The 22,559-nt window shown below is 36.5% G+C and carries 19 protein-coding genes and 1 pseudogene; 8 read left to right on the top strand and 12 right to left on the bottom strand.

What is annotated here, in order from left to right:
- A pseudogene (locus CSEC_RS13525) lies at positions 1-90 on the top strand (VOC family protein); the annotation flags it as partial.
- Here CSEC_RS13525 and CSEC_RS07135 read toward each other — a convergent pair.
- The 5 genes from CSEC_RS07135 to CSEC_RS12735 all read right to left on the bottom strand — a co-directional run bounded on the left by CSEC_RS07135 (position 70) and on the right by CSEC_RS12735 (position 7,415).
- Positions 70-666: a hypothetical protein gene (locus CSEC_RS07135; RefSeq protein ID WP_041017783.1), complete on the bottom strand. Its 597-nt coding sequence runs from the start codon at positions 664-666 to the stop codon at positions 70-72. The pseudogene CSEC_RS13525 and the gene CSEC_RS07135 sit on opposite strands and share 21 nt — an antisense overlap.
- Positions 667-965: 299 nt before the next feature.
- On the bottom strand, positions 966-2,504 hold the full coding sequence (locus CSEC_RS07140) for a BTB/POZ domain-containing protein (protein ID WP_041017784.1): 1,539 nt from the start codon (positions 2,502-2,504) through the stop codon (positions 966-968).
- Between the two features lie 54 nt (positions 2,505-2,558).
- A complete protein-coding gene (locus CSEC_RS07145) occupies positions 2,559-3,965 on the bottom strand; it encodes a glycosyltransferase family 2 protein (protein WP_041017785.1) in 1,407 nt (468 codons plus the stop codon).
- The gene (locus CSEC_RS07150) at positions 3,955-5,007 is read right to left on the bottom strand and encodes a HEAT repeat domain-containing protein (RefSeq protein WP_041017786.1); all 1,053 of its coding nucleotides are present in this window, start codon (positions 5,005-5,007) and stop codon (positions 3,955-3,957) included. The genes CSEC_RS07145 and CSEC_RS07150 overlap by 11 nt, the downstream gene beginning before the upstream one ends.
- On the bottom strand, positions 5,004-7,415 hold the full coding sequence (locus CSEC_RS12735) for a response regulator (protein ID WP_053331879.1): 2,412 nt from the start codon (positions 7,413-7,415) through the stop codon (positions 5,004-5,006). The genes CSEC_RS07150 and CSEC_RS12735 overlap by 4 nt, the downstream gene beginning before the upstream one ends.
- Positions 7,416-7,490: 75 nt before the next feature.
- Here CSEC_RS12735 and CSEC_RS07160 point away from each other — a divergent pair, with 75 nt between their 5' ends.
- Positions 7,491-10,532 carry a tetratricopeptide repeat protein gene (locus CSEC_RS07160; protein ID WP_079978007.1) on the top strand — a complete coding sequence of 1,014 codons (3,042 nt, stop codon included), beginning with the start codon at positions 7,491-7,493 and terminating at the stop codon, positions 10,530-10,532.
- Here the strand turns inward: CSEC_RS07160 and CSEC_RS07165 are convergent.
- A complete protein-coding gene (locus tag CSEC_RS07165) occupies positions 10,529-11,044 on the bottom strand; it encodes a GNAT family N-acetyltransferase (protein WP_053331880.1) in 516 nt (171 codons plus the stop codon). The two genes, CSEC_RS07160 and CSEC_RS07165, sit on opposite strands and share 4 nt — an antisense overlap.
- A gap of 107 nt (positions 11,045-11,151) precedes the next feature.
- Between CSEC_RS07165 and CSEC_RS07170 the strand changes: the two genes are divergently transcribed.
- From CSEC_RS07170 to CSEC_RS07180, 3 genes are all read left to right on the top strand, one after another.
- Positions 11,152-11,907 carry a hypothetical protein gene (locus CSEC_RS07170; RefSeq protein ID WP_041017788.1) on the top strand — a complete coding sequence of 252 codons (756 nt, stop codon included), beginning with the start codon at positions 11,152-11,154 and terminating at the stop codon, positions 11,905-11,907.
- A gap of 118 nt (positions 11,908-12,025) precedes the next feature.
- Positions 12,026-13,732: an arylsulfatase gene (locus CSEC_RS07175; protein ID WP_079978009.1), complete on the top strand. Its 1,707-nt coding sequence runs from the start codon at positions 12,026-12,028 to the stop codon at positions 13,730-13,732.
- Between the two features lie 138 nt (positions 13,733-13,870).
- Positions 13,871-14,962, top strand: a complete 1,092-nt coding sequence (locus CSEC_RS07180) for a protein kinase family protein (protein WP_154017654.1) — start codon at positions 13,871-13,873, stop codon at positions 14,960-14,962.
- A 15-nt stretch (positions 14,963-14,977) separates the two neighbouring features.
- On the opposite strand, the gene CSEC_RS07185 is transcribed toward CSEC_RS07180, so the two are convergent.
- Both CSEC_RS07185 and CSEC_RS07190 read right to left on the bottom strand, forming a co-directional pair.
- The gene (locus CSEC_RS07185; protein WP_041017790.1) at positions 14,978-15,742 is read right to left on the bottom strand and encodes an SDR family oxidoreductase; all 765 of its coding nucleotides are present in this window, start codon (positions 15,740-15,742) and stop codon (positions 14,978-14,980) included.
- Positions 15,743-15,928: 186 nt separating this feature from the next.
- Positions 15,929-16,390 (bottom strand): NUDIX hydrolase, encoded by a 462-nt coding sequence (locus tag CSEC_RS07190; RefSeq protein WP_053331882.1) that lies wholly within the window; start codon positions 16,388-16,390, stop codon positions 15,929-15,931.
- Between the two features lie 264 nt (positions 16,391-16,654).
- Here CSEC_RS07190 and CSEC_RS07195 point away from each other — a divergent pair, with 264 nt between their 5' ends.
- Entirely contained in the window at positions 16,655-17,713 is a 1,059-nt protein-coding gene (locus tag CSEC_RS07195; protein ID WP_041017791.1) for a S66 family peptidase, read from the top strand.
- 248 nt (positions 17,714-17,961) lie between these two features.
- Here CSEC_RS07195 and mvaD read toward each other — a convergent pair whose 3' ends face one another.
- The 4 genes from mvaD to CSEC_RS07215 form a co-directional block, all read right to left on the bottom strand.
- Entirely contained in the window at positions 17,962-19,077 is a 1,116-nt protein-coding gene (gene mvaD / locus CSEC_RS07200) for a diphosphomevalonate decarboxylase (protein WP_041017792.1), read from the bottom strand.
- Positions 19,078-19,164: 87 nt separating this feature from the next.
- Complete coding sequence (locus tag CSEC_RS07205; RefSeq protein ID WP_041017793.1) at positions 19,165-20,085, bottom strand: HipA domain-containing protein; 921 nt, start codon at positions 20,083-20,085, stop codon at positions 19,165-19,167.
- On the bottom strand, positions 20,082-20,270 hold the full coding sequence (locus CSEC_RS13365; protein ID WP_202593695.1) for a HipA N-terminal domain-containing protein: 189 nt from the start codon (positions 20,268-20,270) through the stop codon (positions 20,082-20,084). Before CSEC_RS13365 ends, CSEC_RS07205 begins: the two co-directional genes overlap by 4 nt.
- Positions 20,271-20,377: 107 nt before the next feature.
- On the bottom strand, positions 20,378-20,629 hold the full coding sequence (locus tag CSEC_RS07215; protein ID WP_336884493.1) for a helix-turn-helix domain-containing protein: 252 nt from the start codon (positions 20,627-20,629) through the stop codon (positions 20,378-20,380).
- Between the two features lie 318 nt (positions 20,630-20,947).
- Between CSEC_RS07215 and CSEC_RS07220 the strand changes: the two genes are divergently transcribed.
- Together CSEC_RS07220 and CSEC_RS07225 are read left to right on the top strand one after the other, a co-directional pair.
- A complete protein-coding gene (locus tag CSEC_RS07220; RefSeq protein ID WP_041017795.1) occupies positions 20,948-21,622 on the top strand; it encodes a hypothetical protein in 675 nt (224 codons plus the stop codon).
- Between the two features lie 120 nt (positions 21,623-21,742).
- Positions 21,743-22,486, top strand: a complete 744-nt coding sequence (locus CSEC_RS07225) for a hypothetical protein (RefSeq protein WP_041017796.1) — start codon at positions 21,743-21,745, stop codon at positions 22,484-22,486.
- The last annotated feature ends 73 nt before the right edge of the window (positions 22,487-22,559 follow it).

Genomic DNA, 22,559 nt, shown 5'->3' on the forward strand with positions numbered 1-22,559 from the left:
GCAGAAGCTGACGAGAGTACAAAAGGACCTGCAAGCTTTATGGTAGTCGATCCTGATGGAAATACGCTTCTATTTGACCAGCATGTTTAAAAAGCTGGTATTAACTTCAAGCTTGGCTTTCATAGCGAGAGCTTTCTGATGTTTTCTTTCTGAATTAACCTTGAAAAGTTTAAGGCTGCAAAACCAATAATACGCTTCAATAAAAAAATCCAAGACAAAAAATACCAATTGAGAAGTAGTCAATTCAGGATAGGTTGTAAAGTAAAATATAACGATTGCAATAGGTATGGTAATGAGCTGCAAAAGCAACCACACAGTTCCGCGTTTTTTATAGGCGAAATAATAGGTAATGAGCGTTCCGGGCAATTCCATCCCTAACCCTTTAAGTAAGGAAATAAAGAAATTAAAGGAATCACCCGTATGGTTATGGTCTGTCCAATCATTGTTTAAAAATAAAATTACTGAGTATAGGGAGGAAAAGGCAAGGATGGCTAACCAATGCTTCCTTACTTTTTCTTCCCTCGCAAGATCCAGTTTTTCAAAAAATGGCTTTAGATCATCTTCAGTAAGAGCGCAACAAACCTTCTTTTTCCTTAATAACATCCAATAACAAATAAAACAGGTTATTAAAAAAGACAGGAAATAGAATAAAGCTGATGAATTCATAAAAATTGATGCTAATTATTAATTTTCGCTTAAATGATAAGTTAACTCTTATTTCTAGTAAATAAACTTTCTTATCGGTAATTAATCTTGTAAGAATCTCGAAAAGTAACTTTGAGATGGTCGATCTTGACGAAACACTCTTCAGTACAAATTATTAGTTAAATTTTTAAGGCTTCTGTTAGATAAAACTCTATTCAGTATGAATAAAGCCTTAAAAGCTTGACTTTTTGATCTGAGGGGCTTTTATTGGGTTTCGAAAGTTTAATAAAAAAGTCCTATAAGCAGTCTCATCAGGCTTTTCAATTATAAGGATTAATCGACCAGTTTTTTTTGTTGGGGACATGCTCTAGAGCGAGTTTTAAGACTTCCCTTATGCTGACAGATAAATGTTTGTTGTAGAAAAGATATTCAATGTTTGAAAAGCTTTCAGCATCAATAAACATAAGGTTGACTATATAATCAATTTCGCTATCCTTTTGTATTCTTAACCCCCGCACAAGTGATTTTAACAATTCAAAAGGAGGATAATAAGTATTGAATTCCTCCTTTAATTCCTGTTCAATAGGATCTGATTTAATAAATTTTTCAAAAGTGTTTGCTTTTTCGGAATCGATAATTTTTTGCATAAAAGATAGATAGTCCATAGGAATCATTTGATTCACTTTCAATAATTCAAAAATTTTCCTTACCTTATTTATTTCAGCTACATATGCATAACCATAATCAAAAGGCTCCTCGTCAAGTCCGTTCTCAACAAGGTATTTTTGAATTGCAGGAAATTGACGTATTGAAACCCCTTGATTGGGCCTTAGTATAAAATGAAGGCCATTATCTATACGGCCGCAAAATTCAATTACCCCAAGCAGCGAATTTTTATCCTCATTTACAAACCTAAGCCATCGACATGCCCTTCCAGGGGATGGTTTTTGGTCAAAAACAGACCAATCCCCTTCTTCATATTTAAATTTTCCAAGACTTTCAGAAAGAGGCATCGGTTTCGGATCTAATTCAGGAAAGATACTATTTAAGGAGTAGAATTTTTCGATTGGTATACTCGCATAATGGGTTTTAGGAATAAGCTGATGGTGTAAGGGCATGCCTATATAACCTTCGTAAACATGAAAAAAATAATCGATAAATGCAGGGTCTATTGGAATGATCTCGAAAAGTAGATTAAGGGCTATTTCATATTGCTTTTCGCTAGTAAAGCAAGTAGACAAAATAAAACGATCTAAAAATTGTTTTGATTTTTTAAACCCTTCTTCAAAACCGATAAGATGTGAAAATTTCAAAAAGTCAATTAGAGACTCAATGGAGTCAAAATCATGTGTGCATGGACATTTACCTACATAGAGCCAGTCTTTAAAAAGCACTAAAGTTTCTTGTTTATAGTGCTTAGTGAAATCTACATGATGCTCCTGATTCTCGTTTTTTTCCTTTTCTTTCATTGAAGTTGTAAACATGTTGTTAAAATAATCTGTATAGAGACAGAGAAGATTTTTATTAAAAGCTATATTACCCTCTTTACAATGAATGATAACAGTTTCACTTGGTTTTCCATTCAGGAAAACATGGTAAAGTTGAAATTGTCTAATCGCATTTAAAAGAACAGTTTTGTCGACCTCAAAAAGATTTTTACGCCATTTTTTTATAATTAGATTAGATAACTTTGTTAAAACTATAGGATCGGTTTCTATAAAATGAGTTGAAGCTTGTAGGGAAATAGCTTTAACTAGTACAGAAACTCTAGAAGAGGAGCCCACTTTAAAATCTCTTTTGCAGAGATCAAAAATATTTTGAATGCAAAAAAAAGGAGTTGCTTTTGTTGTAAATTGCATAACCGTAAAAAATTTGTAGTGAACGATAAAAGTCTCTTAGAAAAATGGCTCACTTTAACTAGACTTCTTCTTATCTCTTCTTTGAAAACCCGTCTTATTTACAACGTCCCAAGCCGTTTGTTTAAATAGAAGCCGTTTAGTAGCTTTGAGACGCCACCAAAGAATCATTTGCCGATATCCAAAATTTTCTAAAAAAGCGTACCCGATCAATCTTAGAATGTCCTTTGCGGAAGTGTATTTATGAAAAGCTAATTGCTCAAGCGCTATCGCATGCAAATTAACTAGAGTCGTGATGCCAAAAGAAAGCCCCAAAAAGAGAAGGCCATACATCCATGCCCAAGGTTCAAATAAGCTAATAATAATAAAAATGTAGCCGAGAAGCTCAACAAAAGGAGACAGCATTTCTCCAAAGACAAAAAAGGGGAAAATAAACATGCCAAGAACCCCGTAATTTGGGTTAAAAAAGACTTCTCGATGTTTCCAAAGAACTTGCATTAACCCAAGCTGCCAGCGCATTCTTTGTTTTGATAAAGTTTTAAGGTCTTCCGGCACTTCTGTCCAAGAGACGGGTTGGGATAAAAAAGCGGTATAAGGTGATAAATGATTTTCTAATTGAAATTTCTTATAGCGAAGAATGAGTTCCATGTCCTCACCGAGGGTTTTGGTGTCATACCCCCCTAGTTCTTTTAATTTCTCCAAATTAATAAATGTAAATGCTCCGGAAATAATAAGAGCCCCTCCAACTAAATCCCAGCCGGCCCTTCCTATGAGAAAAGCTCTTAAATATTCAACGGTTTGAAAAGCGGCGATGCTATTATCAGATAGATGCACTTCTGTGATGCCGTTTAACTTCACTTTGCAATTATTGGCCACTCTTACACTCGCTCCTGCCGCTTCAACATCAGGATGAGTAATAAGATAGCGGATCATTCGGTTCATCTCTTTGCTGTCAATGAGAGTATCGGCATCGATAATAATTGCAAAATCACTATTGCTAACGTTAATTCCGGCATTAATGGCATCTGCTTTTTTTCCATTTTTTTTATTAACGACGGTCAAATTCGGATAAGTTAGGCTTTTGTAATAGCCTAGAATGGGTTTTGTTTCGATGATGGTTTGATGGGGCATGTGAATCCTCATCAACCTAAAATATTGTCTTAAAATTTCAAACGTGTCATCCGTTGAGCCGTCATTGACAACGATCAAATTTTTCTTTCTATAAGCTAAATTCAAAAGCGTTTGAACGCAGAATACAATGCTCGAGCTTTCATTATAAGCGGGAACAATAATGCTTAACGAGGGAAGCTCTTCATCTTTAAGTAAAATACCTAAGTTGTTTGCTTCGATTTCTTTTTTTTGACTGAAAATGGCATAGATTGAATAGATAGCGAGCGTAAGGTAAATAAAATTTATAAGGACAAAGTAAGGAAGTATTAAATATTCAATAAAATTACTTATCATAGGATGAGGTCAATAAATATCTCGCTATATCATGAGAAATCGGATTTAAAGAGCTTTCTTGCATTCTTAAGATGGCTCTTCCTTGGTCGCCGCAATTTAAAAGGGCATTCCCGGCTTCAAAACGAACGTCCCAAAAAGGATCGCAAAGCCTTTTCTCAAAAATAGGCACATTTTCAGGGTTATTTAATCTAGCAAGGCCGATTATGGCATTTTTTCTAACTTTCCAAGAAAGATCATCCGATGCTAACACTAAAAGATCTCTTGTCTCTCTACGCGAATATTTGGCAAGAAATTGAGAAGCAATCTCTCTAAGCTCCTGATTGCTTGAAAGAATATCCCCTGCAAGCTGATCGGGAAGATTGATTTGCACTTGGCACATCATCACGTCAAGACAACAAATTCGTAATAGATCATTATTTCCAGCTTTTTTATAGTCTTCTAAAACTAAATCAAGGGTTTTTTTCGTGCCTGACATAAATGCGTTCCGATAAACATATCTACAAGCTTTAGTTTCCTTTGTCATTCCCTCAAGAACTTTGCTGATAAGTTCTTTATCCTCTAATTCAACCGAAGCGTCGATAGCAAGAGATCGGACATAAAAACTTTTTTCATTTAATAGCTTTTCTAGTGTTTCCTTATCTTCAAGCGAAGGATCTAATCGAATGCATCTTGCTGCCCATGTTTTAGTTTTCCAAAACGCATTTGGATGATAAGACTTTTTATAAGCACTTAAATTTTGTTTGACTAACGCCTTCCGTAACCGATCCCAATTTTCGCCTTTAAAGTTTTGATTAAGTTCTTCTAGGGTTAATAAAAGAGCTTCTTGTTGATATTTCTTGGAAAAATTTCCAATTAGGCTAGGGTCATATTCTTCTTGCAAAAGGGCTGTGTTGATAGATTGTGTGATTTTTGCCTTTAATTTTTTTATTTTATTTTTAGACCGAATTTGAAAAAAAGCGATAAAAACGATGCTGATAATGGCAATAATTAAAACAAGGCTTTGGATAAGGAGTGTGACATAATAGATATTTTCAAACTTCATAGGTTTATCAAAGCGCGCGCTTTTTGTAAAAGTACTCTTAAATTAAATGGTTTTGTGACGTAATCGATGGCACCTTCCTGAAACCCTCTTACTATATCGGATTCCGATGATAGAGAAGATAAAAAAATTATATGGATATTGGTTGGGAATTTAATTTTTATTCCTTTTAAAACATCCAAACCATCCATATCTGAAAGCACCCGATCCAGGATAAGGATGTATTTTTTATCAAGTGAGGTTAATTTAACAAAATAATCAATCGCTTCTTGGCCAGTTGTAAAGCTAATAACTTGATAACCTTCTCTTTCAAAAGTCTGAGTCATCAACGACTGAAGGTCGGTATCATCATCTACAATCACAATACAAGGGGTAAATTGCGAAGAGCTTGTTTCTTCACCCGCAGGGTAGGAAATAATAATCCTTTGTTTATCATCTTTTAAGGCAAGAGAGAGGGCTTGGTTTGCAACTTCCATGATTTTATTGAAAGAAAGTGTGGAAGAATTTTTAAAAAGACAAGCGCCTGAAGAGAGCTTTATAGGGACTTCGGCTTTGCTATAAATTTGAATATCCCTAAAAAAATCTCGGACAAGCGTTTCAAATTCAAATTCAATCTCTCCTGAGGTTGGCTCTTCAATTAAAAGGGCAAGAAATCCTTCTGAAATAACTCCAGATGCAAGCATTTTCTTAAAATTGATTTTGGCAATGATTGAAAGACCCTGAATCAAATTCGAAATATTTTCTTCCCCATATGATGTTTTTAAAGTGTCTAGATCAGAGGTTTTTATTAAAACCAACCCAAGTCTAAATCCTTGCGGGATTGAGAAGAGATAAGCTTCAACATCTTTGGTAAATTTTTCAAATGTGGAAAATCCTGTTTTATAATCCAAGTCCCGTTCGGCAATTCCAACCCGATTTCTTCGAAGCAAGTACGAAACCTTCATATTCAGGGTTGTGAAATCAAGGGGCTTTAATAAAACATCATCTGCTCCAAGCTCGATTCCTTTAGATAATATTTCAGGGGAATGATTACCTGTATAGATGACAATAATCAGATGGCTATAGCGAATATCGGATCTTAGCGTTTGCAGTAAATGCCACCCGCTATATGAAGCCAAACCTAAATCAAGAAAAATGATATTCGGGGATTTTTGTTGTAATGTTGCAAGAAGCATTTTTTCATCAGTCAAGATATCTGCTTCAATATGGAGTTCTTGAAGAGCGTTTTTTAAAATAATAGCAGCATCGGGATCATCGTCAACGATAAGAGCCTTAATAGACGCCGGGAGGGAAGAAGAGACTAGTTGATTAAGAATCAGGTTAATATTGCTTTCTGTAATTGGTTTTCTCAAAATAAAAGAGAAATGTTTTTGCACAAGGCCTACTTCTGTGGCCAAATTATCATCTGAAATAATAATTCCAATCCTAGGAGGGTCTTTTTTTGAAGAAGCTTCAATGACATCCTCTCCTTTTAATTTATTGATAGGGTAATCCATTTCAACAATCAAACATGTTGGTTGGATAGCCCCGGATTCTAAGTTTTCGATGGCAAGCTTTGGATCCGTTTCACTTATGAGTTTAATACGTTTCTTGGCGGCATGGACATTAAACATGTGTTGTATAAGCGTGTCCGCAGTTACTAAATAGATGCTAAAAGTATCTTTTTCTTTCTTTGCAGGACTTTTTTTGTAGCTTTCTAGAGGTTTTTCTTTTTCAGGCTGAAGGTCAATTTTTTGAAAAGCAAATAGAGTCTGTCTAATAATTTTTTTGCAAAAGGTGATAAAATCAGAGGAGGGGCTTTTTAGATCAGGCTCAAGAAGCGGCATTAATTTAATATCTAAAAGACGGCAAAGTTCACCTAAAGATTTATAGCCATAAGATAAACCGCTTCCCGCAAGTTTATGAGCCTCCATTCGTAAATTTCTAACTTTTTCAAGATCATAAAATTCAGAGAGGGAGTCTACTAAGGCTTCCATTTTTCCGATCTTGTCAAAAGCTGAAACTTTATAGCGTTCCAAGAGTTCGTTAGAAATTTTAATTTTAGAGATTAGGTTTTGTTCTTTTTGGAAAAGGGCTCTTAAAAAAGCTTTTGCTTCCTCGCTTGAAATATCTACAGGAAGGATAAAATCGGGGTGAAATTCTTCAAAAAGCTCTTTCAGCTTCTTCTGATTAAAAGGTTCGCATAGAATAAAGATTGATTTTAAGTTGGGGTTTTTGCTTTTTAATGAATTGATTTTAGCTAGAATGGAATCTTTCTTTGTTGAATCAAAGTCTAAGAGAGCCCCTTCCAACCCTTCATTTTCTTCTTGTACAAGCTCAGCATTAAATAAAGGGAAAAGAGATGAAAATAGATCTTGAAAATAAGACTGCTTTGAGATTAATAAATATTTTTTTGAATTACTCGCATTCATCTTATTTTTTTTTATTATTTTGTTATCGATATTTTTTTACACACCTCGTTACCAGCAATGCTGTAACATTTCTCAATGATGTTTACAATCGGTATTTTTTTATTCTTCTTACTAAAAATAAACCTTATTCAAGGAAATGAGGTTTCCAAACCTATTGAGGTCATTCAGTCCTACGATTTGATTCAAAAATGGAACGATCTATACAAAAATGACCCTCATAACCAGGAAAATACCTATCAATTAGGAGAAAGCTATTACAAGCTTCATGACTTTCGAAGTGCTAAAATCTATTATAAAAAAACTTTAGAGTTAAACCCCGATCATACCGACGCTCTTCTTCGATTGAGTTATCTTTCTCTATGGGAAGGCGACCTTGAGGCCGCGGAAGAGGGTTTTCAAAAAATTTTGAAAGCACATCCCGATTATAAGGACGCTCAAGAAGGCTTATTAAAAACCACCGAGCGCAAAAGAGATTTAAATAAAAAAAACAAAGATTTTCTAGGTCCGGAAGAAGAAGCAAAGAAGCTGACGCTTGAGAAAAAGCCCGATGATACAGAAGAAAATCTTGTAAATAAAGCTCTTAAAACAAGCGATTTAAATCAAGCCATCCTCTTATGGACGAAACTATATGAAAAATATCCCGAAAAATCCGAGTACAGCTACCGCCTTGGCGAAAGTTACGCTCAAAAAAAAGACTACATTCAAGCAGAATTCTTTTTGCAGCAAGCTTTAAACTTAGACCCTTCCAATACGGATGCCTTGCTACGACTAAGTTATGTGTATCTTTGGCAAGATAAAAAGGGTCTTGCGATTGCTGGTTTTCAAAAAATCCTAGAAACTCATCCTGATTATGAAGATGCCATAGAAGGGCTTAAGAAAGCTTATACGTCAAAAGAAAGCTATCATGAAGAAGGCGGCTCTTTCTATGAGAAAGAGCTCGTTCAAGAGGCCCTACACACTCAAGATGCCGATCAAGCTATTGAAATCTGGTTAGAACTTTTTCATGCCTTTCCTCAAAAATCTGAGTATAGCTTCCATTTAGGGACCCTTTACGCTGAAAAAAAAGATTATGAGACAGCGGAAAAATACCTCATCCAATCTTTAGAAGCAGACAAAGAAAATATGGATGCGCTTCTCAAATTAAGCTATGTCTATCTTTGGCAAAATAAAAAAGAACTTGCCATTGAAGGTTTTCAAAAAATTCTAGAAAGCCATCCTGAATATCAAGAGGCTAAAGAAGGGCTTGAAAAAGCCTATGCTTCTGATGAAAAAGAGGAAGGTCCAAAAAAAGTTTCTTTATATGAGCAAGAGCTACTTGAAACTGCCAAGCAAGCGAAAAGCCCTGATGAGGCCCTAGAAATATGGCTTAAATTGCATAATGAGTTTCCGAAGAAGGCAGAGTATAGTTATCAAGTTGGCGAAAGCTATAGTAAGAAAAAGGATTTCAAACAGGCGGAAATTTATTTAAAAAAATCTCTAGAACTAGATCCTGACAATAATGACGCTCTTCTTCGCTTAAGTTATGTGTATCTATGGCAGGAAAAATTTAAAGAAGCCATAGCCGGTTTTGAAAAAATATTGAAAAAAGACCCCGACTATCAAGATGCCAAAGACGGCTTAAAAAAAGCAAATGAACAGCAATTAGCTAAAAATGAAAAAAAAGACGAGAAACCAAAGAGAACAAAAGAGGAAGAGAGAAGAATTGAATGTGCCAAAGCCTTAGATAAAAGGTCTATTTTAGATCTTGAATTTTTAGTGTGGCGTCTCCTTCTTTGTGATTACCCAAATGACCCAGAGTATTTGTATAACACAGGAAAAGTAGCCGCTTGGATAGGGCGTTTTCGAATGGCCGAAAGATATTTACGGGAAAGCTTATGTAACAAAGGTTTTAGAGATGATGCTTTATTAAAGCTTGGCTATCTCTATTTGCTTTTAGAAAGATGGGATGAATCGTATGAGAGCTTGGCGCTTCTTTTAGATAGGAACCCTGAATATGGAGATGCCTACCTTGCTTTAGCAAGGTTGGATTTTAGAACGAGGTTTTTTTGCCGGGCAAGAAACGCCTATCATAATGCTTATCTATTCATCAAAGGCAAATATGATAAAAACATAGCGTGGAGAGAGTATTATGATACCCGTCTTTTACTAGAACCTTCAATCCGATTGACCGAAAAATATGCGCAAGAGCTTGAAAAAGACTTAGAGACTAAAGAGGAAGCTGCCAGGCGCTATGTCTGGTTAAATGAAGCCAGGTATCAAGTCGCTCTTAAAGAGGGTTTGATTGGCTATCAGGAAGTCGGAGCAGGCTATGAGCGGGAAAAAAATCTGGCAAATGGGCTTAATAACTTTTACGTCCATACATTCAGATCTACGACCGGCTTAGATTATTTTTATAGCCCTATGGCCAAACTTACTGCCGGGGTTACCTTTAAAGAGGCCTCAAATCGAGGAGATCCCATTTACAAATTTCAAAACGCGATCCGTGTAGAGCCTTGGTGCGGCGTTGATTTACGAAAAATATGGCATCATAGCAGCTTAAACTACTATAGGGACTCGTTTATTGTTAAAAATTTCCAAGAAATATTCTCATTTTTCTTAGCAAGAGACAATTTCGACTTTTTTTATGAGTACCAAGCATTGCCTTTAGCTCAGTTTGCCGGAGCCTCAGGTTATTATAGAAAGTATCATGATGATATCAGAAACGATGAAGGGAGAGGGCGTTTTTGGCTCCAAACTACTTTTCCGAAATATAAAGAAAATTTCGTCATTCGATACCAATTTGAAATAGGAGGCTTTAGAGAAACTGAAACCGATTACTACTCTTTTAAAAAGCAATGGGAGCATCTTGCCAAAATCTATTATTGGCGTTCTTGGTCCTGGCTTGATTATGCGGAAATTGCCTATCAACATGGTTGGAGAAGCTCGAGAGATTTAAATCAACCGATCAACGCTGTCTTCTTTCTCAAAAAACAATTTATCAACACCAATCGTGTCACCATGCAGATTAGAAAAGTCTTTAGAAGCAGTCGAGATGTGAATTTTGAAGCCCTTTATTATTGGGACACAGCCGGCTATAGAGCTTTTGCATTAAGAGGTGATTACAGATGGATTTTTTAAAGAACTTTTGTAAGCCAAAGCACAAGATCATCGTCAACAGCGTACTTCTCTCCAGGAATAACCGGAATGGTTTTATAGGTTATCCCTTTGCCATTTGCCTTATAGCCTAGTTGAAAGTATAGTTTTTGAGCATTTCCATAATCAGCATAGAGCCCAACACCCAGGCCGATCTCGGGGTACCCTTTTTTTCGCGCCTCATTTTCAATATAAAGAATTAGTTTTTTGCCAAAACCTTTCCTACGCCATTTTTCAGAAATCCAAACATCGTTTATTTCCGGAATCTTAGCCTCTTCAAAATACGAATAATCCGATGCATGAAGGAGACTCCCATACCCAATTATTTCCCCTTCATATTCTAAAAGATACACCGTACGCATTTGATTTTGATGCTCTTTATAGTATTGCTGCCATTTATGATTGGTTGCTTGAAGAGAACTCCAGGGGAAACAAAAATTGTCAACTAAAGATTTTATATCTTCTTCTTGCATTTCACGAATAATAGATAGAGGCATACATCGACCCGTGCGATTTAAAAATAAAGATGATTTTACCATTCAAAAGTAATTCAGAATAGGTTAAAATTAATTCTAATATTCTTTCTTACTTCAAAGAATCCAAAATGAATTGGCTTGCTAAGGCAAATACTAAAGAGAAAAACGGAAAAATCCTTATTAAGGATCTTTTTATTCTAGAATGGGTAAAAACAGATATTCTTTCCCCTGAGATTCTCTCCTTTAAAAAAGATCTAGCCCCTCTTGCAGCTGAAAAGATCTCGGAGAGCGAGCTTAAATTTTTAAAGAAATATCCAAACGCGGCCTCGAGTGAATTATTTCTCATGGCTTGTAAGCCCCTTTTAGAAAATGGCCTTGAGAAAGCAAACTTTCAAGCCATTAAAAACTCTATTAAAGATTCGGTAATGCAATTTTACAATGCCGATCTTTCTAAGTTTGGCGAAGAGGTCATTAAACCACTTCTCAACGATTTGTATTTTTGCGTCAGATTAAAAAGCTTCGATGAAAAAGAAAATTTAGGCTTTCTTTTATTTTCAATCACTCCGGCTATGGCTCTTGGCGATGTTAAAGTGATTAATTTTTTCATGAAAGAAGAAGTCCCAAGTCTTTTGCGGAAATATCTTATGGGGATTATCTTTGAAATCCTTCCTGAGACCAAAAGAATTTTTCTCTTTGCCAGACCAACGGATTTGACAGCTTTAGAGATATATGCTGCCATGGGTTTTAAAGAAGATGAGAATCCTTTTCATGACCCTAGCCATAAAATCAACCATCAAAACCTTAAAACGTTTGAATATAGAGCTGCAAATTCAAAAATTTTGCAAAAAGCTTTTGAAGACGAAAACGTTCAACTCCTTCTATAAACATTTTTTTTATAATTTTCTGATTAAAAAAGAGTTAGGTTAAGTGCTAGACACGAAACCAAAAGATCGGTATTGCTTGTAAATAAGATTTTTTAATTATTTTAAAAAGAGAATTTTTATGAAGCAGTTCATCTTTAGCGGTTTAAAAAGTTTGATCTTTTTGTTTTTTTTGATCTTCGTAGGGCAAACAACCGCTCAAGATCAAAATTCTAGATCCCCCAATAGGCCAAGCAGCAATAAAAAGCCCAATATCCTTGTCATCATGGGAGATGATGTGGGTTGGTTTAATATCGGTGCTTATCATAGAGGGATTATGTCCGGAAAGACCCCTAATCTCGATAGACTCGCCAAGGAAGGGATGCTGTTCACAGACTACTATGCAGAGGCTAGTTGCACGGCGGGGCGTGCTAATTTTATCACAGGCGAGCTTCCCATTAGAACAGGTTTGACAACAGTCGGTCAAGCTGGGGCGGATGTCGGAATCCCAAAAGAGGCCTGTACAATTGCAACGGCTTTAAAGGAGCTTGGTTATGCTACCGCTCAATTTGGAAAAAACCATTTAGGTGATTTAAATAAATTTTTGCCAACCGTTCATGGATTTGATGAGTATTTTGGATACCTCTATCATTTGGATGCTATGTCAGACCCCTATTGGTTTGATTATCCCGAAGATTGGATTGATAAAACCGGCCCGAGAAATCTTATTCATTCATGGGCAACTGATTTTGATGACCCAACAGAACAACCTAGATGGGGAAGAATCGGAAAGCAAAAAATCCAAGATGAAGGGCCCCTAGCCCCCTTTCCCAACATGAAAGATAGACAAAATTGGCAGGAGGGTCGAAAAGCAAAGTATGATATGGAGACCTTTGATGAAGTTCTAGTCGAAGCTTCGAAAGGGTTTATGGATAAGGCAAAACAAGAGGGTAAGCCTTTTTTCCTTTGGCATAACACCACAAGAATGCATGTTTTTACCTATCTTTCTCCTAAATATCAAGCTCTCATGAATTCTAAAACAAACTATAATGTTGAAGAAGCCGGAATGGCCCAATTAGACGATTCTGTGGGTGCGCTTTTAAAGCACTTAGAGGATATTGGCGAAGCGGACAATACGATTGTTATTTTTACAACAGATAATGGAGCTGAAGTCTTTACTTGGCCAGACGGGGGCATGACTCCTTTTAGAGCTACAAAAGGGACAGTTTTTGAAGGCGGCTTTAGAGTCCCTTGCATCGTTAGATGGCCGGGCCATGTAAAACCGGGTTCTATTGAAAACGGGATTTTTTCAGGCTTGGACTGGTTTCCAACTTTACTTGCAGCAGCCGGGAACCCAGATATTACTAAGCAATTGCTAGATGGGGTTCAACTTGGTGATCGATCTTATAAAAACCACCTTGACGGGTATAATCAGATAAGCCTGCTTAACGGAAAAGGCCCTTCTGCAAGGCATGAAATCTTCTATTTTGGAGGAGCCCAACTTGGCGCCATCAGAATTGATGATTTTAAATTCCAATTCTTTCAGCAGCCTTGGGGCTGGCCCGGCGAGAAAATCGTAACCGATATGCCGACCATTGTGAATTTACGACAGGATCCGTTTGAAAGAACGCCGTCCGTTCGAGGTGAAAGCATCAACCATATGGCCGGGGGCTACATGAATGACTTTTTTGCTCGTGAATTTTGGCGTTTTGTAGTAGTTCAAAAAGCGGTTGAGCGACTAGCCGCTACGGCCCTTGAGTACCCTCCCATGCAAGATCCCGCCTCTTTCAATCTCTCTGCTGTAAAAACAAAAATTGATGAGATGATGAAATCGCATGAGGGAAAATAGTAGATCATTTTAATTGGACGACTCCTAGGAAAAAAAGTTTTAAGCTTCCTCTTTGGATAAAACAAAAGAGGAAGCTTCTTGTTAAAACGGTTCAAAAAAGGTACAATAAATCCTTTATGTACCTCAATGACTCGTCTTATGAATAAAATAATTCTTTTCTTAACAACCCTTATATTTAGCTTTAAGTTAGATGCCGATGATCGTTGGTTTCGCTATGAGAGTCTCTCCAAATCCTTAGAAGCGCTTAGTGAGGATGATCTTTTGAGCCTCCTTAAGCAAGGGACTCCCTTGGAGTCGAGTTGGGGATCCACTTTAAGAATAGAATTTAACGGTATTCCAATATTTGTAAAACTAATCTCTCTAAACGAAGTTGAAGGAAATGAAGAGAACTTAAATTCGACTAGGAATGTCTTTAAGATCCCCCTTTACTATCAATACGGTGTGGGCTCTTCTGGTTTTAATGTCTGGCGGGAAGTTGCTGCAAATGAAAAAGCAACAGAATGGGTTCTTGCTGGAAAAACTATAAATTTCCCAATGCTATATCACTATCGTATTATTAAAAATTTTAAGGAAAGAAAACCTCTTGGAGAAGAAGAGTTTCAAAAAGAGGTTGCTTATTGGGGTAACTCAAAAGAGATTGGCGATAGAATTATAGCTAACGAGCGGGCTGAAAGCAATGTGGTTCTTTTCTCTGAGTATATCCCGGAAAAGCTAAAAACCTGGCTTCATAAAGAGCTTAAGAAGGGAAATAGGGCTATTGACAAAGCCATTGCTATGGTAGAGAAAGAACTTCAAGAAACCACCCTCTATTTAAAAAACGAAGGAATGATTCACTTTGATGCCCATTTCCATAATATTTTAACCGACGGCGAGCATCTGTATTTTTCAGACTTTGGCCTTGCACTAAGTTCTGAATTTGATCTTTCAGAGGAAGAAGTTCAGTTTTTTAACCTTCATAAAGATTATGATCGCTACTTTGTTCTAGCAAGCCTTGCAAATTGGATTGTAGCAAATACCTTTGGAAAAGAAGGCATGGAAGAGGTTATGAAAGTTTATGCTGAAGACAGAATCCCTGAATTTAGACCCGATTCTTTAACGCCTTTTCTCGAATCCATCTTAAAAAGAAATGCGGCACTAACATTCAAGATGGGTCAATTTTTTAATAGTTTAATAAAAGAAACAAAAGAAACCCCTTATCCAAGCGTTGATCTTGAAAATGAGCTTTTTTAAGAATAAGCTCCAGAGCTAATCTTCCTTTTGGCTCATTTTATAAGCTTTCAACCAATTTTTAAAATTTATGGCCCCAAGATTTGCTTTTTTCTGTGGCACAAGTGTGTTTTGAGAAAGCTTCGCTCCATAATAGGGTGCATTATTATCATGCACAACTGTCCGAGGGTCATTTGTGGCTTTCAAATACTCTTCTACAAGATCCGACAAGGTGAAGCGTTCGGGCCCGGCGATTTCAAGGGTGCCATTGACAGGTTTTTCAAGCGCTACTTCAAGCAAAGCGGACGCGACATCTTCAGAGGCTATAGGTTGAATGAAAGCAGAGGGTAAATGAATGCTATTTTCGCTGATACCTGACTCTGCAATGCTTTTTAAAAATTCAAAAAATTGAGTGGCCCTAACAATAGTATAGGGGATCTTGGATGCTTTGATAAGGTTCTCTTGAGCAAGCTTCGCCCTAAAGTAGCCGCTATCCGGGAGAAGGTCTGTCCCTACAACTGAAAGGGCCACGTGATGGGAAACCCCCGCTTGTTTCTCTTCATCAATAAGGTTTATTGTTGAAACCTCAAAAAATTTTAAAACCTCATTTTCTTCAAAGGAGGGTGAATTGGAAACATCGACGACTACATTTGCCCCTTTAAGGGCCTCTTTTAGACCTTCGCCTGTAAGGGTATTCACACCGGTAGAGGGAGAGGCGGCGATAACCTCGTGTCCCAATCTTTTTAAATTGCGGACAAGCTTAGACCCTATAAGCCCGGTTCCACCAATAACCACGATTTTCATAAAAACCTCTCCTTGTAGCACTTAAGAATAAGGTTAATTCCAAGAGAATCCCCCTATTCTTACAGAGATGAATCAAAATCCTATACTTGTAAAGTTATTTTTAAATAAGCGCAGGATGTTGATTCTGTGTGATGGATCAGAATATAACCACCTTAAAAATGGATGCGAACTCGTTCATTCGGAGTTTTATACGAAATTAGTCTCTAAATGTGAGATAATTCGCTTCTGATTGTCAAATTCTAGATAATTTAAGGCCTCGCTATGAGTTACCCATATAAAAGCATCATGTTCACTTTGTGAAAGCGTAATTTCTGAAGGGGTATCGACAAAAGCTTCAAAAGCCGGTGCCATGACGATAGCATCCCTTGAAACTTCATAAAAACATTCCAAAGCATCAGCTGAATACAATCGATCAGGTGTAATCCCGTTTTCTTCATTTATTTCTCGTAGAGATGCTTGCCAAGCGGTTTCTCCTTCTTTGATTCCGCCTGAAATCATTTGCCAATTACCTCCAAGGTGTTTACCGCATCTTCTTAAAAGCAAATAATATGATTTTCCATCGTAGATTTTCACCATATAGGCTACCATGTAAAACGGCTTTACAGCCAAAGCAAACCTTGCGTCTATCGAATAGGGGTTTAGGTCCATGAGGACACCTTAAAGATAAATTCATTTCATTTGAAAAATTCCATTTAGCATACTTTATCTCCGAAAAAATTTGATTCAAAATTTTTCATGTATCGATCTAGAACTTGCAGATGTTTCTTACTCATTTTTAGGAGGTTCAATATGCTTGGTAGCGGCAAGCGTTGTAAAAATAAACAAAATTTAATAGTCTATTTTATAACTTCTACTAAGCCGGCTTCAATTTGGAATAAAAGCTTTTTTCTATAACAATCAATCTATAAAAAAATGAATAAAGAAAATTTTATACGCCCTCCTACTATAAAAGCTGGGGACAAAGTTGCTATTGTTTCACCTTCTTCCGGAATGCCATTTCTTTTTCCTTGGGTGTATGAGCAAGGCTTAAATCGTATTAGAGATATTTTTCAATTAGAGCCGGTGGAATTTCCAACTGCACGTAAAAGCCCTGAATATTTATCTCAAAATCCTGAAGCCCGCGCTGATGACATTAATAGAGCCTTTGGAGACTCATCAATAAAAGCCATCTTTGCGACGATTGGCGGCAATGATCAAGTTAGAATTCTCCCCTTCCTTAATAAAGAGGTGATTAAAGAAAATCCAAAAATTTTTATGGGGTATAGTGATTGCACTAACCTGCATTTATTTTTATGGAATTTAGGACTTGTCTCTTATTATGGAGGGGCTGTTATGGTTCAGTTCGCAATGGGTGGAGGTATGCATGACTATACGGTACAATCAATTAGAAAGGCATTATTCTATCCAACGATTGGAAAAGTTTTTCCCTCTCCTGAATATAGTGACGCTGATTTGGATTGGTCTCAAAAAGACAACCTTAATAAAAAACGACCTATGTATAAGGGAGAAGGATTGTTTTGGCATAACAAGCAAAACAATTTAATTGAAGGAAGACTTTGGGGAGGGTCTCTTGAAATTTTGGATTTCCATCTATCCATCAGAAAATATTTGCCGTCTCAAGATGAATTAGAGGGCGCCATTTTATTTATAGAAACTTCCGAAGAAATGCCTTCTAGCGGTTTTATTTATCGTTTCGTAGCAGCTTTAGGAGAACTGGAGTTGCTAAAGAAGTTTAAAGCCATTCTTGTAGCCACTCCTAAAGCTCAATTCTGTAGTCAGTACCCCCCTGAAGGAAGAGAGGCCTTTATTTCAAATCAAAAAAATGCGATTAAAAATGCGCTTAAGGACTATGGCATACATATTCCTATAATTTTTAACATGAATTTTGGACACACCGATCCTCAAATAATCATTCCTAGTGGAGGAAGGATTAAGATTAACTGCCGATCTGAAACCATAGAATTTTGTTAAGGAATTCACAAAATTTTGGAGGAAGGTTCTTCAATAAGAGTCTCAAAGCGAAATTTAATATCACTAAAAGGCCGTTAAAAAGGACCATGCATTTTAATTTTTTCCCTTTATCGTGCGTGAACCTCAAAAATTCTAAAATATAAAAAGCCTAAGTTAGCGCAAAATGCGCACATTAAGAACATACGAGTAATTGGAAACAATCTTGCATAAAAAACCTTTAAAAAGATGGAAATGAATTTAGGTGATAGTTAGAGCGTCTCATCCACCATAATACAATTTTCAAAGGAGCCGGAGCCTGCTTGGCTAGCAATTAACCCAAGCACGCCATCAAGTTCTTGCAGCTTTGCCATGATTATGGGTAGGTCATGCTCGAGACAGATAATCTGCACTTGGGGGCCTGCGTGAGTTGTAAAATAACATTCTATTCCTTGGCTTCTGAAGGATTGCACTTGGTTAATGACTTGATAGGTAGCATCCGTTGCATAACAAATAGGCGGCGTGCAGCTAGCAAGGACCTCTTGAAGTTCAACCCAATCCCGTTCCATTATTTCTCCGAGCTGTTTTAGGTCTTTTTGACGTACTGCCTCCACGACTTTATCAACACGATTATGAGAAACTTCACACCATATGGGGTAAAGAGGATTTTTTACCAATATTGGCGCAGACTCTTTTGAAGAAAGGAATTTCGCGTTTTTGGTAGTAATGACGGCAATCAAGCGAAAATCCGGCCAATGATCTTTTTCAAAGATAGTTTCGCCAAATGAATCAGAGCCGTCTTCTTTTTCACCGCGATAAAAGCGAACAAAGCCGCTAGAAACAGATCTTGCAGCAGAACCTGATCCTAATCGCGCTAACGCCGATATTTTAGCTATAGGCCAATCAAGATTTGAGATTTTTACAAGGCCTGTTGCAAGGGCCGAAAAGCCACTTGAGCTACTTGCAAGACCGCTTGCTGTTGGAAAATTATTTTTAGTTTCCACTCTAAAGCGATGAGAAAGACCTGTTAATGATCTGAAGAGATCTAAATAGTTTTGTATGCCTTTTATTGTTTTTTGCCTATTCGCTTCATCATCAAAAACAACTATCTCATCCTTATCCTTCTCAATAATAGAGATGGAAGTTTCTGTGAAGACTTCTTGCAAAGAAACGCCAAAGCTATCCTTGGTAGGTAGTTTTAAAACCTCATCTCTTTTGCCCCAGTATTTAATAAATGAGATATTTACAGGGGCTCTAACGTAAACGGTTCTAGAAAAATCTAATTCACTATGGGTTAAAGAGGTCTTAGGGTTAGCTTCATCTGAATATAAATTTGATAAAGCGAATGTAATAAAAAATAGGATTGGCGTTATTGAAATTTTAAACATAAGCTGCCTACGTTAAATTTCATGGAAGTATAGTTGCAGCTCAAACAATTTGGCAAGGATTACCGGATCGGAAAAGTCTAATAATTACTACTTATCTAAAGTAACCCATCTTGATTCAATAAGGTTCTTATATTGCGTTTGCATTCTTAAAGAAAGAAAGCTCTCCGCAATTAAAGTTTTCCATTCTTCTTGTGATTTCTTAAATCTTAAAATTTCCTCTTCTAGAATTTTTTTAGAAAGTCCCAGTCTCTCCATTCCAAAATATTCCACTAGATCTTTTCGGTTTAATCTGCTTTTTTTACCTCGGATCGGTAAAGCGATCTCTTCTTCAGTTTTCATGATAATTGAGGTATTTAAGAGATCGTAAGCAGGGGTTAATTCTACTTTATTTTCTCGTCTTATTAACGAGAAATTTTTCAAATGCATATCGTCATTACCAATAATGAAGTTAAAGATTACAAGCCGAAATAATTTCAATTTTTCTAAAACAGGAAAAGTGCAATGTTTTTCAATAACTAAAATAACCTTCTCCATGCTGGCTTCATACTTGGTGTCTCTGCTATATCCTAAAAGTTGAGAAAAATCCTCCACAGCAATTTTTTGGTTTCCTGATCGATCAACCCTTTTAATTATGTAGCTTAAAGAATTATCTATATTGTAGATTAGCCCATGAAAGGGAATTTCAATTTCAACAGCTTTAGCAAGTCTCATCGTCAGATCTTCATTTTGAGGAACTTCCTCATATAAATGATGAGGTGGTTTTAAAATGAATCGTCTACCTTTTTCCACAATTTTAAATTCTTCTTCCTTTACGTTTAAAGCAACGCTCAACTTGGGTTGAACCCCTTGGATGGATAGTTTAGAGGCATACTGTACAGCCTTCTGTATTTGTTCAATTGGTGTGTAAGGAAATTTTTTTAAATTTTTTAAAGAGGTTGATAAAAGCCGAAGTCCCTTAGGTGAATAAAGATCGTTTGAGAGCTCATAAGTAATTGGAAAGCGGTTCATTCAAATGCCTCAACTGTCACATTTCCGACAAGATCTTTGCCGACTGTAATGAGTTGGCCTATCAAATCATCACGATCAAGCTTAGCGTGTCTTAATAGTCCTTCTAGCATCATACCTTCGGGTAGCAGTCCCTCAAAGAACGGCGGAAATTTGTCATATTCATAGACTTGCTTTGTGGTCGGCATCTCTAAAGATATGGAGGGGGCCTTTATATCCTTCCATATAGATAAATCAATTTTTCCCTCTGAATATCTCCTCTATTCTTCCCGCTAAAACTCCATTCACAAATACTTTAGCTCTTTTCATTCAAGCTCTCCTCAAATAAAGCCATGAGAGGACCCTGAAACTTTATTTCTAAATTTAAAACTTTAAAAACTTTTAAAAGAGTATCTAAGCGAATTGAGAGCTTTCCGTTTTCGATATCAAAAATAACTGTTTTACCGAGTCCTGCCAGCTTTGCAAGTTGAGTCTGCGACAATCCGCTTTTCTTCCGGTGAAACCGAACAATGGAGGCAATAAGGTCTAAATTCACGAGGCTCAACACAGGTTAAATTACCGCTATAGCATTAAAAAAGTAAGATAATCGTGGGATCTAGGCAATTGAGCGTATATTTAAGAAAAAATTACCGCTATAGCAGCAATTTAGTTAGCTTTAAATTTGATTTTGAATTTATCGAATGAATCCAGTGACGTTTCTTATCTTCCTTTTCTCGGATTTTAGATCTACCTTCATTCTTATAGCTTTTTGGATCTACACTTTCTTTACTAAATATTTAATCATTTCATGATCTGTATCTAAAACTACTAATTGAAAAGAATACATTCATATAACTAATATATTTAGTAAAAAATATGGCTAAATATGAATTTACATGGAATTTTTTCAGGATTAACCTTTCAAGAAGTGTCTGAGGCTTGTAAAAAGCGTCTTAATCCGGAATTAGATCAAGATAAAACGGCTTTAATCACTCTTAATAATAGTATTAGCAGAACAATATTTTGCAACAGAATGAGAAAGGTCGTGAACTTGACCCATTGTTGCATTGCTCTAGGTTCTGTGTTCCCGTTTTGCATTGGTCTAGGTTTAGCTGTAGTGGCGCCTTTAAACCTTGCAGAAAAGGTCTTGAAAGCCTATAGACATCCCTTATTAGGTTTTGCAGCATCTGCTACGACCTATATTGGATTAGAAGCAGCAACGCTTGGCGCCATTTTTTTTGTCAGCATACCTGTAATTGGGGTCTATAGGGCAGCTTATAAAAAAGTCAAATCAGCATTTAAACCAGATCTATCTTTTCTCGAATTCGAAAAAGCTGAAGAAAGAAGAAGCCTTGTAAGTTTAAAAATAAAAGAAGCCGGTTATAAATGGGAGCATTATTATATGCCCCGTCTGAAGCTAATTTTTGCCCTTTTTTCAGAAGGATCAAAATTTGCTAATGCCCTTCCAAATGAACTCCAGGTTAAAATTTTAAAATTAAGCATGCCCTTTGCTTTGGAAATTTTAGAAATCGCCACCAAGGAAAAAATAGCCCAAAAATAAAATTAAATAATAATTTTAATTAATGTTTTTATGTAAAGTCATTATTTTAGTTTACAAACTAAATTTATTGATAAATAATCAGACCCTTGAAATTACTTTTTATATTTTTTCGAGGCTCGTATGGCAAACCCTCCTCTAATCAACACCGCAAGACCCTTATGGGATGATGATGATACTTGGTACATCGTGAACCCTACTGTCTTTGGAAATAAGCTAAACGCTCCAAGTGAAAGTAATGTGCCAAAAATAGCCTCTGTTGCTAGTGCTTCCTTATTTAATAAGGATACAAGCGAGAACATAGAAAAGAAGGATCAAGGGGTGTCCTCTTGCGCTAAAACTTCATTAAGCAATTCTCGTTCTTTATCTCAAGCAGTCTCAAAGGCCTCTAACTTCATAGAATTTGGAGCTATTGTAAAGAAAGCTAAAGAAGATATTTCTTTTTTTGGCGGACGGCATATCTATGTTGAGGGCTATGCAGGCTCTGTAGATATTGAAATTTTAGCGGCTCGAACAATAGCCTTAATCGTTGGCAACTACGAATTCACGGAAGAAGAGAGGGTTATTGGAAAAGAGATAAAACCTATTATTGATACTTTGTTTAAGAATAACTATTCGAGAAAAGTAACAAATTTACTCACAAGAGTATGCCTTGCTGTAAGAGACTTCTTCCGCAATGTTGCCATTATATTTGGTGGGTTATTTTGCGGTTCAATTGGTCTACGTTATTGTTGGATGTATGGCAATGAGCGTGACTCATTTAAGTATTACACAATCTCCCAGTATCATAAAGTATTTGGCAAAACACCTTCAACTTTACCTGATATGATGAGATATAATCGCCCTGATAGATGGTTTGTGAAGTGATTTATTTTTAATTTGTATAATTTTTAGCGAATACATGATCTTTTTAATTTAACAATCATGGATGCTAAGAGCC

It is taken from the genome of Criblamydia sequanensis CRIB-18, assembly GCF_000750955.1.
In the GTDB taxonomy this organism is placed as follows: Bacteria; Chlamydiota; Chlamydiia; order Chlamydiales; family Criblamydiaceae; genus Criblamydia; species Criblamydia sequanensis.